This is a genomic window from Crocosphaera sp. XPORK-15E (assembly GCF_034931425.1).
In the GTDB taxonomy this organism is placed as follows: Bacteria; Cyanobacteriota; Cyanobacteriia; order Cyanobacteriales; family Microcystaceae; genus UHCC-0190.
On sequence record NZ_JAYGHQ010000005.1, the window covers coordinates 125,423 to 140,052 of the forward strand.

Annotated in this window: 16 protein-coding genes; 9 read left to right on the forward strand and 7 right to left on the reverse strand. The window is 39.0% G+C overall.

Going from position 1 to position 14,630, the window contains the following annotated elements:
• The first annotated feature begins 303 nt into the window (after positions 1 to 303).
• Positions 304 to 933 carry a hypothetical protein gene (locus VB691_RS05995; RefSeq protein WP_323290562.1) on the forward strand — a complete coding sequence of 210 codons (630 nt, stop codon included), beginning with the start codon at positions 304 to 306 and terminating at the stop codon, positions 931 to 933.
• Here the strand turns inward: VB691_RS05995 and VB691_RS06000 are convergent.
• On the reverse strand, positions 868 to 1,653 hold the full coding sequence (locus VB691_RS06000; protein ID WP_323290563.1) for a hypothetical protein: 786 nt from the start codon (positions 1,651 to 1,653) through the stop codon (positions 868 to 870). The two genes, VB691_RS05995 and VB691_RS06000, sit on opposite strands and share 66 nt — an antisense overlap.
• A 301-nt stretch (positions 1,654 to 1,954) precedes the next feature.
• Between VB691_RS06000 and VB691_RS06005 the strand changes: the two genes are divergently transcribed.
• On the forward strand, positions 1,955 to 2,398 hold the full coding sequence (locus VB691_RS06005; protein ID WP_323290564.1) for an Hsp20/alpha crystallin family protein: 444 nt from the start codon (positions 1,955 to 1,957) through the stop codon (positions 2,396 to 2,398).
• A gap of 34 nt (positions 2,399 to 2,432) precedes the next feature.
• Here the strand turns inward: VB691_RS06005 and VB691_RS06010 are convergent, their stop codons facing one another.
• The 3 genes from VB691_RS06010 to deoC all read right to left on the reverse strand — a co-directional run bounded on the left by VB691_RS06010 (position 2,433) and on the right by deoC (position 5,232).
• Entirely contained in the window at positions 2,433 to 4,052 is a 1,620-nt protein-coding gene (locus VB691_RS06010) for a glycoside hydrolase family 3 N-terminal domain-containing protein (RefSeq protein WP_416244759.1), read from the reverse strand.
• Positions 4,053 to 4,066: 14 nt separating this feature from the next.
• A complete protein-coding gene (gene rbfA, locus VB691_RS06015) occupies positions 4,067 to 4,459 on the reverse strand; it encodes a 30S ribosome-binding factor RbfA (protein ID WP_323290565.1) in 393 nt (130 codons plus the stop codon).
• Positions 4,460 to 4,557: 98 nt separating this feature from the next.
• Positions 4,558 to 5,232, reverse strand: a complete 675-nt coding sequence (deoC, locus tag VB691_RS06020) for a deoxyribose-phosphate aldolase (RefSeq protein WP_323290566.1) — start codon at positions 5,230 to 5,232, stop codon at positions 4,558 to 4,560.
• A 486-nt stretch (positions 5,233 to 5,718) separates the two neighbouring features.
• Between deoC and VB691_RS06025 the strand changes: the two genes are divergently transcribed.
• The 7 genes from VB691_RS06025 (at position 5,719) to gloA (ending at position 10,802) form a co-directional block, all read left to right on the forward strand.
• Positions 5,719 to 5,910 (forward strand): DUF3285 domain-containing protein, encoded by a 192-nt coding sequence (locus tag VB691_RS06025; protein WP_323290567.1) that lies wholly within the window; start codon positions 5,719 to 5,721, stop codon positions 5,908 to 5,910.
• 12 nt (positions 5,911 to 5,922) lie between these two features.
• Entirely contained in the window at positions 5,923 to 6,480 is a 558-nt protein-coding gene (ybeY, locus tag VB691_RS06030) for an rRNA maturation RNase YbeY (protein WP_323290568.1), read from the forward strand.
• A 75-nt stretch (positions 6,481 to 6,555) separates the two neighbouring features.
• Complete coding sequence (locus tag VB691_RS06035; RefSeq protein WP_323290569.1) at positions 6,556 to 7,068, forward strand: diacylglycerol kinase family protein; 513 nt, start codon at positions 6,556 to 6,558, stop codon at positions 7,066 to 7,068.
• 45 nt (positions 7,069 to 7,113) lie between these two features.
• Positions 7,114 to 7,710, forward strand: coding sequence for an aminodeoxychorismate/anthranilate synthase component II (locus VB691_RS06040; RefSeq protein ID WP_323290570.1), 597 nt, complete (start codon positions 7,114 to 7,116; stop codon positions 7,708 to 7,710).
• A 20-nt stretch (positions 7,711 to 7,730) separates the two neighbouring features.
• Complete coding sequence (locus VB691_RS06045) at positions 7,731 to 8,519, forward strand: MBL fold metallo-hydrolase (RefSeq protein WP_323290571.1); 789 nt, start codon at positions 7,731 to 7,733, stop codon at positions 8,517 to 8,519.
• 164 nt (positions 8,520 to 8,683) lie between these two features.
• Positions 8,684 to 10,354 carry a mechanosensitive ion channel family protein gene (locus tag VB691_RS06050; RefSeq protein WP_323290572.1) on the forward strand — a complete coding sequence of 557 codons (1,671 nt, stop codon included), beginning with the start codon at positions 8,684 to 8,686 and terminating at the stop codon, positions 10,352 to 10,354.
• Between the two features lie 16 nt (positions 10,355 to 10,370).
• Positions 10,371 to 10,802, forward strand: a complete 432-nt coding sequence (gene gloA / locus VB691_RS06055) for a lactoylglutathione lyase (RefSeq protein ID WP_323290573.1) — start codon at positions 10,371 to 10,373, stop codon at positions 10,800 to 10,802.
• A gap of 66 nt (positions 10,803 to 10,868) precedes the next feature.
• Here the strand turns inward: gloA and ppk1 are convergent, their stop codons facing one another.
• The 3 genes from ppk1 to VB691_RS06070 form a co-directional block, all read right to left on the reverse strand.
• Positions 10,869 to 13,040: a polyphosphate kinase 1 gene (gene ppk1, locus VB691_RS06060; RefSeq protein ID WP_323290574.1), complete on the reverse strand. Its 2,172-nt coding sequence runs from the start codon at positions 13,038 to 13,040 to the stop codon at positions 10,869 to 10,871.
• 107 nt (positions 13,041 to 13,147) lie between these two features.
• Positions 13,148 to 13,873: a peptidylprolyl isomerase gene (locus tag VB691_RS06065; RefSeq protein ID WP_323290575.1), complete on the reverse strand. Its 726-nt coding sequence runs from the start codon at positions 13,871 to 13,873 to the stop codon at positions 13,148 to 13,150.
• Between the two features lie 31 nt (positions 13,874 to 13,904).
• A complete protein-coding gene (locus VB691_RS06070) occupies positions 13,905 to 14,471 on the reverse strand; it encodes a photosystem I assembly protein Ycf4 (protein WP_323290576.1) in 567 nt (188 codons plus the stop codon).
• Positions 14,472 to 14,630: the final 159 nt, after the last annotated feature.

The following is a 14,630-nucleotide window of genomic DNA, read 5'->3' on the forward strand; positions in this document are numbered from 1 at the left end:
TTAAATGCACAACAGTTCACCAGATTTCTGTCTAATTTCCTAAGTTAAGCAGACCAAGATCCGATCTTAAGACTTTAAATAATTTAACTGAGTTGGAAAATGAAGGCTTCAACCCCTTGAAACGACAAGCATTTGGCCTTTATGGAATTAAATGCCTTAAGTTATTACTTAAATGCCAAAACTTTGGTTGTCTTTTGGGACTGGTAGAGGCAAACTGATGGTTAGATAACAAAGCGTGTTGAGTAATCTCAAAGCTTAGCCGCCCTACTTTTCAAATCAATTTAAACTCAGGGGGTTACACTGATGGCAAAACAAACACAACAGTTAAAATCAGCTTGGGGTAAGCGTTTAGTTAAAGAATTGCCTCAGTACAACAGAAACCAACGTCACAGTATTGTTAACTGGTTAATTAATTATAACCAATCCTTCACAACAACCCAAGAATTAAGTGTTGATGAATTAACCACACTTAACAAAAAAGTAGAATATCGCTATAGTCTTTTACGGAAACGCTATTTAACGGTTAATTATACGGAAGGATATCGGACTTTAATCAGTCGTTTAAGTTCAGTTACAGCAAAATACTGCTCAGTTTGGCGGATGAAATACTGTCAACAATCTCAACGGGAAATTGTTAACTTAATTCAACAAGTGATTCAAACATTGATGAATAATGATCCTTATTTAAAAGGACAGTTTGAGCAAATTTCTCAAGAGATTTCAGATCGTCAGTTGCGTGAAGCCTTAGTTTTAGCTACGGTGGAAGAATATTGTTTACATTCTGTTAAAAATAAACCTTTCTTCCTTCATTATTTACGTCAGCATCTCAGTCAAAAATCTTTAACATTATCTGAGAAATCAATGAATTTACGCTGTCTTAATGAAGCGAATAATTTCTCTTACTTGACGGAGAAAGTTACTGTCTTCGGTTAATTGAGAGATTCCGTTTTTTGCCTCTTGTGCAATTGCTTCATGTTCAATTTTATTTTTCGCTTCAAATTTGTCTAACTTAACGGTAATTAGGGCAACCTCTTGTGAGGTTGCTTTCCATTTATTTTGTTGTTGATTAAGCCAAGATTCTTCCTTACTTAAATCTAATTTGTCCTCAATTTGTTTGATACTATTTACTAATTGATTAACCTGATTTCGTAACTCTAGGATATCTTCGCGGGGATATTTTATTTGTTCTCGAATGGCAGAAAGACGATAAGCTAAGTATTGATATGCTCTGATAGCAGGACGTAAAGCAGTTAATAATAAGGTCGCAATAGAACTAATATAACCCACTGGACTAATGCCTAGGACAGCAAGTTCATAGAGTCCTAATGCTGAGAAAAGATGTAGGGCGATCGCAGTTAATAAAGCCCCTCGACTTACTGTTTTAACATAATTCAATTGTTTGTTGTCAACAGGAATGCTTTTATCTTGAGATGTTGCTGCTTCTGAAATGACTTCTTTTGCATCAAAATAAACATTCCAAGGAATGGTAATAATGACCATTAACCACCAAAAACTTCCTACCCCAATTACCCAATCAATTAAATTTCCGGCGGGAATTTGTAACCATTGTAAAACAAAAAAAGCCACTAAAATCAAGAAGCCAAACCCCGCACTAAAACTAAAATATCCATAGTAACGATAGGAATTAGCCATAATTTTACTTCCCGCCTCTTTTGTAATCCTATTCCTAGTTTGACAGCTTTCTTTTTAGATTAGGCTTGGTTTGTGACGCTTTTTTAACTGTTCTAGATCAAAGGCAAAACAAAGGTATTAATAGGTAAAACCGAACTTATATTTATGGTTTTCCGCAATCTTTTTTTTACCTAAATTTAAGGGTGTAAATCACGCCATTCTCAGGGGAAAAACCGTATTGTCTGATAAATTTATTGAAGTTAAGATAAAGTCAACAAGCAAAAACAAGGTAACAACGCAGATCACAAAGGAGATAACTATTATGGCACTGGTTCGTTATAACCCTTGGAAAGAAATGAACTCCTTACAACGTCAAATCAATCAACTATTTGATGATGGTGTATTAACTAATTTAGGACGAGAATTAAAAGAGTTAAGTTTTTCACCTTCTGCGGAACTTTCTGAGACTGATGAGGCAATTTTCCTTAAATTAGAACTCCCTGGAATTAAAGCAGAAGATGTGGATATTCAGGTAACAAAAGAAGCGGTTTATATTACCGGAGAACGCAAAGAAACCGCAAAATCTGAGGAAAATGGTGTAACTCGTAGTGAGTTCCGTTATGGTAAGTTTTCCCGTGCGATCGCTTTACCTACCCTCATTAATAATACCAATGTTACCGCAGAATATAAGGATGGAATTCTACATCTAACTTTACCTAAAGCTGAAGATGAAAAGAACAAAGTGGTTAAAGTTAGTTTAGGTTAGGTACTTGTAGGGGTCAACGGCCGTTGACCCCTACTTAAATAAAAACATCTCCTAAACTTTGAGATATATTCCCTAATTCTGATGCTGATAAATTAAATAATATTTGACAAGCGATCGCCTGACTTTCTGCCATCTGTCCATAAGCAAATACCCAAGATAATTCATCATTAATCTGGGTTTTAAACCAGTCTAAAATATAAGGACTTCCATAAATAATTAAGCCATGAACTGTTGACTTTTTAAGCAAATTATGGTAAAACTTCTTTGAGTTTTCATTAAATCCTGCACTGCCCCGAAATGGATTACCCCGCAGGAAAATTTGTAATAATGTTGAACGATTATCTTCTAAAACATTATCTAATGTATTCTGATCAACTAATTGCAAATCATAGCCTAAATATTTAGGAATTATTACCCCTGGCATTTGTCTATCTAAAAAGTCAGCATTGAGTAAATCATCAACAACAATTAAATTACGTTTTGGGGTATTATATGCAGCTTTTTCAATTGTTTTATTATTGGTTTTTAGAGAATATTTGAGGATATTTTTAACTGTTTGTCTTGCTGTTGGTTGAGATAATTGATAAATAGATAAATCTGGTTTTTCCTGATTAAAAATCTTTTGTTTGGCTTGCCAAATACGATTAACAGAAGCTTCAATTCTTTCTCTTGTTAATCTTCCTGACTCCACAGCATCATAAACAGCATTAATCGCTTTTTCTGGATTATCTGGCATCAATAAAACATCTGCTCCTGCTTCCACTGCCTTAACTGCTACTTCTTCAGCATCAGCAAAATTTGCCACACCTCCCATGACTAAAGCATCAGTAACAATTAATCCCTCAAAGCCTAACTTTTCTCTTAATTTACCTGTTAAAATTGCCTTAGATAAAGTAGCAGGATTTTCATTATCCCAAGCATTAATTAATAAATGAGCCGTCATCACACTATCAACATTTGCTTCAATTGCTGCTTTAAACGGCATTAATTCTAAGCTTTCTAATCGCTCATTATCATGATTAATTATCGGTAAATTAAGATGAGAATCACTAACGGTATCTCCATGGCCAGGAAAATGTTTAGCAGTAGTTAAAGCAGGATAACTTTTTGCCCCTTCAATAAATGCCGTTACTAACGGACTAACAATATTTGGACTATCCCCAAAAGAGCGAATATTAATCACAGGGTTATCAGGATTATTATTAACATCAACTACCGGAGTTAAGATCCAATTAATGCCAATAGATAAAGCTTCTTGGGCGGTAACTTTCCCCATTTCATAAGCATAACTAATACCTAAGTCTAAATCATTTTTAGCAATTTCTCCTAAGGCCATAGGTGGAGGAAACCAAGTAGCCCCAGAAAACCTTTGTCCGACCCCTTCTTCAATATCCGCAGCGATGAATAAGGGTGTTTGTGACCATTCTTGTAACTGTTGAGTTCTTAATAATAATTCCCCGGCACTTCCCCCTAATAAAATTACCCCGCCTAGGTTTAAAGTGTCTAACCAATGATGTAAAATTGGGTTAGACACTTCCCAGACAGGGTAACGAATTTGATGATCAAACAAATAACCAGACGCACGAACGACGATCATTTGTCCGATCTGTTCTTTTAGGGTAAATTGAGTCCAATCAGGTAATAAATTAGCCACAGATATTAATGAAATTATTCTTCTTCTGAATAATAGGACTCATCATCTAAGGGAGTAGTTTCCTTAATTTTGTTAAGGAGGTTCAGCATTTTATCACCCCTTTCAATGGCAAGATCTTCGAGAAATACCACTTCTGGGGCGCGTCTGAGTCGCATTCGTTGCGCTAACTCTCGCCGCACATAACCTTCTGATGATTTTAACCCCTGCATGGTTTCTTTTTTAGCTTCTTCCGTGCCATAGATGCTGACAAAGATTTGAGCGTGTTGCAAGTCCCCAGAGACATTTACATCGGTTACGCTGACCATACCAGCCCCTACACGGTCATCTTTGATATCAAAGAGAAGCATTTGAGAGACTTCGCGTTTTATTAATGAGGAAACGCGAGAAACCCGACGACTGTTAGCCATATTCGCCCCCTTTATTCTTCTACTGTGGGCAATGTTTAGGGGTAAAATCCCCCTTTGAAGTTTAACGCTGATAGTAGTCGATTATCAACTTTTTATCATTATTTTTCCAGAGATTTCTGTTGTTTCACTAAATCTACCCCGCGAGACGTACCTAAACGGTTGGCCCCTGCTTCAATGAGGGCGATCGCTTGATCATAGGTACGAATGCCTCCAGAGGCTTTAATTCGTACTTGCCCTTTAGACACTTGTTTAAGATAAAGCACATCCGCAATAGTTGCCCCGCCAAACCATCCGGTGCTAGTTTTCAGATAATCTGCCCCGGCATCCATACAAATTTCAGCAGCGAGACGTTTTTCCGTTTCTGTTAATAAAGATGTTTCTAAAATAACTTTGATGATTTGTCCTGTGGCTTCACAAATGGCAGAAATTTCGTGATAAATTGCCTCTGATTGTCCGGCTTTGACATATCCCAAGTTAATCATAACATCGAGTTCTGTCGCCCCATTTTCGGTCGCTTCTTGGGCCTCATAAAGTTTAACGGCGGAAGTAGTTGCCCCTGTGGGAAAACCAATGACGGTACACACAGCAATTTTTTTCCCATGAAGTAATTTAGCCGCTTGATTTACCGCACTCGGATAAACACAAACCGTCGGAAACCCATATCGTTGCGCTTCTTCACAACATTGTTCAACTTCTTGGGGGGTAGCTGTTGGGTTAAGTAGAGAATGATCAATATAGGTAGCAATGTCAATATTTGAACCTTTTACTGTCATAATTTGCCTCTCCAAAGGATTTCCGTTTTCATTGTGACAGATTTTACTCAACCCACCCTAAATCAAATACTCTCACGGGGTGACAACAAGGTTTACATGGAGGCAGGGGTTGGGGGATAGGGGTTAGGGTTGGGAAAATTTTCCCCCCGAAATTTAAGTTGATGACCATCTCTATTACAAACAGAGTCGGTTTTACCGTTATCAAACCTCAACATCATCTTCAATTTATCCCCAACCCCTAACCCCTAAAACCTAACCCCCATCTTCACTTTGGCCGAATTGTCACCCCGTCAGTCAAATACTACTAAGGCGCAATAGTTAGAACTCAAACGATAACATTAGGACGCAATGAGGGAACTCTATAAATAGATAAGTAGAGTGAAATTCTGGGGAGTGATCAGAATTGTTGCATTATTGCAACAAACTGTTACATTAGAGAACAGTTTACCTTAGCCGTTACGAACAAATTTGATGGTTGATAGTTCTATGAGTAACACACCCCCATCTCCCCCAGCAGAAAACGTCCCAGAAACCCCATCAACGGAACCCCAACCCAGTTACGTAAAACTCGCCATGCGTAACATGGTGCGTAAGCGGGGAATCTCTCTCAAACATTTTTTCTTAACCACTGCAGGGCTACTCGGTTTTTTCATTGTAATTTCCTATTTAACCCGCTAGGATAGCAGCGTGATGATATTTACTGAAGCCTCTAGTATGGTTATTGAAGTCAATCTTCAGAATCTCTGTGACACCGAGTCAGGGGATAAACACAGTGATCTCAATATCACCCCTGAAACTTGGCAACAGTGGTTTCAAGCCTGGGGAGAAGCCCTAATCTCATTTTTGCCTCCCTCATCTAATTATGAACTCAGTCTCAGATTAACGGGGGATGGGGAGATTGAAAGTCTTAACGCTCAATATCGTCAAAAGGCTCAACCGACAGACGTTTTAGCTTTTGCCGCCCTAGAAGTAGACTTTCCGATCCCTAATGATGAAATTTCTGGGCAAGAACCGCTATATTTAGGAGATATTGTCATCTCAATCGAAACTGCTAACCGACAAGCTCAACAACAAAATCATTCTTTAAACCTAGAAGTCGCTTGGTTAGCAGCTCACGGCTTCCTACACCTCTTGGGGTGGGATCATCCTGATGACCAAACCCTTGAAGAAATGCTACAACAGCAGGAAACTTTGTTAAAAATTGTCGGTCTTGATGCACAACAGGACTACGCTGTATGTTCTAATTGAACAGAATCTGTAAAAATAATTAACTATTCTGTACCAAACTTACCAAAACTTTAGATTATGAAAGCCGATTTTAAGATGAGCCAACCCACATCCCCCCATTTCTCTCCCGTTACCCTCCTGTCGGCGACTTCCGCCTTGAGAAACAGTCGCGTACCTCAAACCGCCCCAAACTCACCGGAAATCAATTTCAGCCTCAAAAGAGAGTCCGCTTGGCAAATTGCCCCTAACCTCTTTCTCAGCTTTAAATATGCTTGGGCGGGCATAAGTTACGCCTTTATGACTCAACGAAATTTCCGAATTCATACCACAATGACAGCAACGGCCATTAGTTTGGGAATTTTCTTACACATTAATGGTGTCGGAATGGCCATTGTTTCCCTAACCTGTGCCTTAGTCATGGTTTTGGAATTATTAAATACTGCTTTAGAATCTGTGGTTGATTTAACCGTCGGCCAGTCCTATCATGAATTAGCTAAAATTGCCAAAGATTGTGCGGCCGGGGCGGTTATGATTTCTGCGATCGCAGCTTTATTAGTGGCCGGATTTATCATCGCCCCTCCCTTGGCCGCAATGGTTCTTCCCTTATAATATTCAAGTTGATCGTCATTCTGACCATCAGTGAGGAGATAAGCATTGATTCTTGTTATCGATAACTACGATAGTTTTACCTATAATTTGGTGCAGTATTTGGGAGAATTAGGGGCCAAATTGCCCGTTGCTTCTGAAATCCAAGTTTACCGCAATGATCAAATCGATCTCCCCACAATTCGTCACTTAAACCCTGATGGGGTAGTAATTTCACCTGGCCCGGGCCGCCCCGAAGATGCGGGCATCTCCTTAGATTTAATTAAAGAATTAGGCCCCACCCTTCCCATTTTAGGGGTTTGTTTAGGGCATCAGAGTATGGGACAAGTTTTTGGGGGCAACGTCATTTCTGCCCCCGTTTTAATGCACGGAAAAACCTCTCCTATTTACCATCAAGGGGTGGGAGTATTTGCTGGATTAGAGAATCCTTTTAATGCGACGCGTTATCATAGTTTAGTAGTTGAGCGAGACAGTCTTCCTGATGTGCTAGAAATTACCGCTTGGGTAGAAGATGGCACAATCATGGGTCTTCAACATAAAGACTATCCGCACCTTCAAGGGGTACAATTTCATCCAGAAAGTATCCTAACTGATTCAGGAAAAGACCTATTGCGGAACTTTCTGACTTCATTAAAATCTCCTTAATTAAACCCAATTTTTGATATATGAAACGGCGACAATTAATCCGTTATGCAGGGGCCGGTGCGATCGCAGCGACTGGACTCTCTTTCACCTCTCGTTGGCCATCAATGGCGGCCCCAGGAAAAGATTCTTTATTGATTCAATATCTGGGCCATACTGCCTTTTTGTTTACGGGAGGGGGGTTGCGGATTTTGGCTAATCCTTTTCGGGCGATCGGCTGTACTGCTGGTTATCGTCTCCCCAAAATTCCCGCCGATCTGGTGATTATTAGTAGTCAAATGTGGGATGAGGGGGCCGCGGAAAATTTGCCAGGAAATCCTAAAGTTTTATATGAACCAGGGGTCTACGAAATTAATGGCCTGAGAATTCAAGGGGTGGGCATTGCCCATGATCGATATGGGGGTAAACGTTTTGGCACAAATGTGGCTTGGCGTTGGTCACAAGGCGGTATTCGTGTCGTTCATTTAGGGGGAGCCGCGGGCCCAATTGATATTGATCAAAAAATTCTCTTAGGCAGTCCTGATGTGGCTTTAATTCCTGTTGGTGGTGGGCCAAAAGCCTATAACCCCGCAGAGGCAAAAAAAGCGATGGAAATTTTGCGGCCAAAAGTCATGATTCCTACTCATTATCTCACTTCGGCGGCCGATCAAAAATCTTGTGATATTGCTCCATTAACGGACTTTTTAGAGCTAGTAAAAGGCATGAATATTAAAGAAGTTAATCATGATCAACTTCGCTTGAAATTTGAAGATTTGCCCAAGGAAGGTACTTTAATCCGTATTTTAAATTATAAACCTGCCTTGAAGAAATAAAATCAATAACTCTATCGGAAATGATGGACTAACAGGGAACTTTTGAGGATTCCCTAAAATCCCTCTAGGGGGAATCTTCTGTTATAATACAATTAGTAATTCAATTCTCAATTATTTGGAGGATAAATCAGTCATTTCACTTGTCTGGGTTTATGTTGATACTAATGAAAAATAAACAAAAATCAGCTAATTTTCTGAAACAGCTTATTCGTCAAAAATGGATCAACATAATTTTCATTTTTCTGGCTACTTATTCAACTGCATTACCTGTTAAAGCTCAATCGCAAATCATTCCTTTTTTACCTGATTTAAGTGATAAGAATAGTTGGTTATTAAATAAGTCGGGAGATATTAATATCACGGCCTGTGTTCGACTTGATGGTCGTTGTCTATTTAATATTACTTATCCAAAAACCAAAATCAATGAAAGAATAGAGATAATTGAAAAACGTTTAAAGCGCATCAGTGAGCTTTATTTTTCTCAAGAAAACTCAGAATTAAAAATTGAACAAAGGGGAGAAACTAATCCTAAAATTTATGTCATAATTGATGAGCAAACCACCCAATTAATGACAGTTGGTAATTTAGATATTGAGAATGAGGGAATTGATGCTGATACGAAAGCATCTCTTATTGTTGAACAATTAGAAGGCGGATTAAAACAAGCCAAACAAGAAAGACAACTCGAATATTTAATGATTCAGGGTTTAATTTCTTTGGGTATTATGGGCGGATCTCTAATAATTAATACTCTCATTCGTCATCAAATCAATCGCTTAAAGTTTTCTCAAGAAAAAGTAGCAGAAGTAAGAACTGATCAGCCCATTTCTATGTTGTTAACTCATCGACAACAGTGGAATATTAAAGAGGTTCAGTATCGTCTTTTACAGTTAGCCCAGACAGTAACTTGGTTAGGAGGAAGCCTACTAATTTTAGGGCTATTTCCCTATACAAGAATTGCTCAATTTTGGTTGATTACACTGTTTAAAATTCCCGCAAGATTAGTAACTGTTGGAGTGGGAACTTATGTAATTATTCGCCTAAGTTATGCGTTAATTGCTCAAACAACTTCTGCTTTAATGATGCGTGAATTGATTGATTTTCGTGAAAATCAACGATTAGAATTAAGGGTAACAACTATTTCTCTAGTCGCTCGTAGCATCATTACTGTTATTTGGACAGGAACGGGAATTATTATCGGATTATCTGTTATTGGGATTAATGTAACCCCTTTATTAACAGGTTTAGGGATTTTAGGAGTTGGGGTTTCTTTAGCTTCTCAAAATTTGATTCGAGATGGAATTAATGGCTTTTTTATTATCCTTGAAGATCAATATGCTGTGGGAGATGTCATTCAAGTAGGTAGCTTTGGGGGACTTGTTGAAAACATCAATTTACGCATTACACAATTGCGAGATTCAGAAGGAAGATTGATTACAATTCCTAATAGTGAAGTCAAAATTGTTGCTAATCTTTCCAGTAAATGGTCAAGGGCCGATTTGAATATTCCTATTTCCTATGATACGGATCTTGAGCAAGCCTTAAGCATCATTAAAAATGTAGCAGAAACGATGGGTAAAGATAGAATTTGGCGGCAAGATATTCTAGAAAATCCTGAAATTTTAGGAGTAGATAATTTTGAGGAAAGGGGATTAATGATTCGGGTTTGGATTAAAACTAAACCCCTCAAACAATGGGATGTCTCCAGAGAATTTCGTCGTCGCTTAAAAGTTGAATTTGATCATCAAGGTTTACCTTTACCCGTTCCCCAACAAAAAGTTTGGTTCACGGATGATAAGATAAATGGTAATGGTCAAGAACAACCCATAAATTAAGGAGGAAATATTACTCATGCGTCTTTTACATACCATGTTACGAGTTAATAATCTTGAAGAATCCCTACAATTTTATTGTGATATCTTAGGAATGAAATTAATTCGTCAAAAAGACTATCCAGGAGGCAAATTTACCCTTGCTTTTGTGGGATATGGCGATGAATCTGACACCGCAGTTATTGAATTAACCTATAATTGGGGTGTGGATTCCTACGAATTAGGAAACGCCTATGGACATATCGCCATTGGGGTTGATGATATCTATGGAACCTGTGAAAAAATTCGGGAGCAAGGTGGTAATATTAGCAGAGAGCCTGGCCCAATGAAACATGGTTCAACAGTCATTGCTTTTGTTGAAGATCCTAATGGGTATAAAGTAGAATTAATTCAGTTAAAAACCCAAGGATTGCCCGAAAAAGAAACAGCAGCCGCAGGGGCTAATTCCTGATTCTTTAATGAGCAAAAGCCGAATTATGTTGGTAGAGACATTATCTAAAATGTCTCTACTACTCAGTTAAACTGATTCTCCGGCTAATTTTAACGCCATCTCCATAAAGATTTTTTGGGAACTTTGTTCTTGTTTATCATTCTCCGGTTTGCGTTGAATGTAACTGCCATTCGGTTGTAAATCCCAAGCTTGACGGTTATCAGCTAACATAATTCCTAGGATTTCTTGTAACTCTTTGGCAATCTCAGGATCATCAACGGGGGTAATAGCTTCTACCCGACGAGAAAGATTACGAGTCATCCAATCTGCACTACCGATATAAATCTCTTCATCTCCACCATTATGGAAGTAAAATATCCGTGAATGTTCTAAGAAACGGCCTACAATACTAATAACATGAATCTTATCACTTACCCCGTCAATGCCTGGCCGTAAACAACAAATTCCCCGCACAATTAAATCAATTTTCACTCCCGCTTGAGAAGCTTCATAAAGACTCGTAATCATTTGAGGATCAACTAAAGCGTTCATTTTTGCCACAATACGACCACTTCCTCCATTGCGACAATGTTCCGCTTCCCGACGAATCATTCCTATCATGCGATCGCGCATATTCACGGGAGCAACTAACAGTTTACGATAGGATTTTTGGCGAGAATATCCTGTTAAGAAATTAAATAAATCCGTCAAATCTGCGCCTAATTCTTCTCGACAACTTAATAACCCTAAATCTGTATATAATTTAGCAGTTTTTGGATTATAATTTCCCGTTCCAATATGCACATAACGACGAATTTTATTGCCTTCTCGACGTACAACTAAAATAACTTTTGTGTGGGTTTTTAGTCCCACTAAACCATAAACTACATGAACCCCTGATTGTTCTAAACGACGGGCCCAAATAATATTATTTTCCTCATCAAACCTCGCTTTTAATTCAACTAATGCAGCCACTTGTTTACCATTTTCTGCCGCCGTAATTAAAGCATTAACAATAGGTGAATCACCCGAAGTCCGATATAAAGTCATTTTAATTGCTAAAACATCAGGATCATAGGCCGCTTGAGTAATAAATTGTTGAACCGATGCACTAAAAGATTGATAAGGATGATGCACTAATAAATCTCCTTGACGAATCAAAGAAAAAATATCCTCTCCCTCTTGAGAAATTTTGCTCTCATCGTTACTATCCATCACATCTTTAATGCGTTGTAAAGCGGGGGAAATAACTGCACTCCAAGGTTCATCTTTTAGATCGGGACGAGGAATAGATAAGAAGTAAAATAAATCTTTTAGACCTAATAATCCATCGATATTATAAACATCAATTTCTTCTAAGCCTAAATCTTCCATCAATTGTTGTCTAATGGGTTCAGGAGTAGCAGCATGAATTTCTAAACGCACCGCAGATTTACCAATATGACGCTTTCTTAACTCTTGTTCAATGGCCAAAAGTAGATCATCTGCTTCGTCTTCTTCTACGGATAAATCGGCATTTCTAGTCACACGAAAAGGATGACATTCTTGAACAATCATTCCAGGAAATAAGGCCTCAAGATTATGGGCGATTACTTGTTCTAAGGGAACCCCTGTCCAAATCGCAGTTTGATCGTCTTCTTGGTGTCGTAATTCTTTGGGTAGTGCCACAAAACGAGGCAACACTCCTGGCACTTTTACCCTGGCAAAATGTTCTTCCTCCGTATCAGGATCACGCACCACAACCCCTAAATTTAAACTAAGGTTAGAAATGTAGGGAAAAGGATGAGACGGATCAACCGCTAAAGGTGTTAAAACAGGAAAGATATGATCGTCAAAATATTGATGAAGATAGGCCCGTTGTTCTTGATCGAGATCAACATAATTAATCAAATAAATTCCTTGAGCAATTAAGAGGTTTCTTAGGGTATATTCAAAGAGATGATCTTGCTCTTTTACTAAACCCCGAAGACGCTCACTTAATACCGTTAATTGTTCAGAAGGAGCCAACCCATCAGGGGTCAATTTCGTTACTCCTGCCTCAACTTGTTGCTTTAACCCCGCAACCCTTACCATAAAAAATTCATCTAGGTTAGAGCTAAAAATAGCGGCAAATTTAAGCCTTTCTAAGAGGGGAGTACGTTCGTCTAAAGCTTCATTTAAGACACGAGAATTAAATTCTAACCAACTTAATTCTCGGTTTAAGTAATATTTAGGATCTTGAAGATTAATTGTCGTGTTTGCGGTTTTTGCCTGTGTCATAATCTGAACGCTTAATAAGTTAGGGTTATCTATAAAAGTAATTGCTCTCGATTTTAGCGTGATTTGCGATCGAGAGCGTTATTATTGGGTTAAGAAAAGGATTTAGGTTACTTTTTCAGATTTTCTAAGCCTGCAGTCACTTTGGCCGACTCAATGCGATCGCCTTGTTTAATGCTATCAACCACCTCCATGCCTTTCGTCACTTTGCCAAATACAGCATAGTCACCATCGAGAAATTCTAAATCTGATAGGGCAAAATAGAATTGAGAGGAAGCAGAATCAGGCATTCCCGAACGGGCCATGGCCAACGCACCCCGTTCATGTTTCAAGGCAACGGGTTGAGACACCGCTGAACCTTGTCTTCCCAAAGCTTGACTATAGGTAGGTTTTTCATCACCTTCTAGCTTAATTTCTAGGGGAATGCGGCGTTCTTGTTTGGTTTTGGGATCAATAAACCCTCCGGTGCCATTGCCTTTAGGATCTCCCCCTTGAGCGACAAAGGGTTGAGGATCTTTGACTACACGATGGAAGACCAACCCATTATAAACACCACGTTCCACCAAATCCACAAAATTTCCGGCGGTAATGGGCGCATCTTTTCCTTCTACTTCAATAGTGACAGGAGAACCCTTGATGATCATTTCCACCGTTGCGTTTCCATCTAATCTTGGTACATAATTATCCATGTTTACTTGGCTCTCTTGTTTAGTTTCCGTAATGCCGACTTGAGTATTTGATTCATTCGAGGCGTTAGAACAACCAGTGAGGAGTAACCCACAGATTAATACAACACAGAGGACATTTTTTAACCAATGCGGTCTAAAGTTTCCCATATCTACTCTTGAATGCTAATGTGTGTAAGGATTACAACCCTTCTAAGGGAACCCCTAAAAAACTGGCTAATTCGGCCCCTTGGTTTTCTAAGTCTGAGAGGGAAATGGGTTGTCCAACGCGGGTTAAAGGAACATCTCGTCTTTGTTTAACTTTGATGTAGAGTTTCCGTTTTGTGTTTAACCCTTCTTGAATTTCGGCCCGCACTGCTTGAACATCTTCTAAAGGACAGGTAAATTCGATCTGGCGATTTTTACCAGGAAACCCCCAACGAAAAATACTGACATGATTTGTCTCTTTATTAAATTCGTTGTAGCCTCCCCCAATATTCAAAGCAATCATAAACCATTGATATAGTGCCACAAGGGAACCTGCTACCCCATAAAACAGTAGGGCAACCCCTTGGGGAATAAAAATGAGATCTGACGTATCGCTGACAATGAGTAGATTCGTGTGTAAATAGCTCGAAAGTCCGGCTAAAAGGAAGCCAACGCCTCCCATTGAGGCAATAATCGCCCACCAGTAGTTACTGAAGCGACGAGAGCCGAGAACGTCTTGACGAAAAATGAGGTGATCGCTTGTCATGGCCGCTGCATTCATTGGAAATTTGGGTAGAAACCCCGTCCCTTCGGCAAGCTCCCTTCGGCTTGGCTCCCTTCGGCTTGGCTCAGGGCAAGCAGGGCAAGCCTTTTAGGACGGCTTTATATTTGTACCATTACCGCCTTGGAGTTGCTTGATTCGGTGTACTTTTGTATTGCA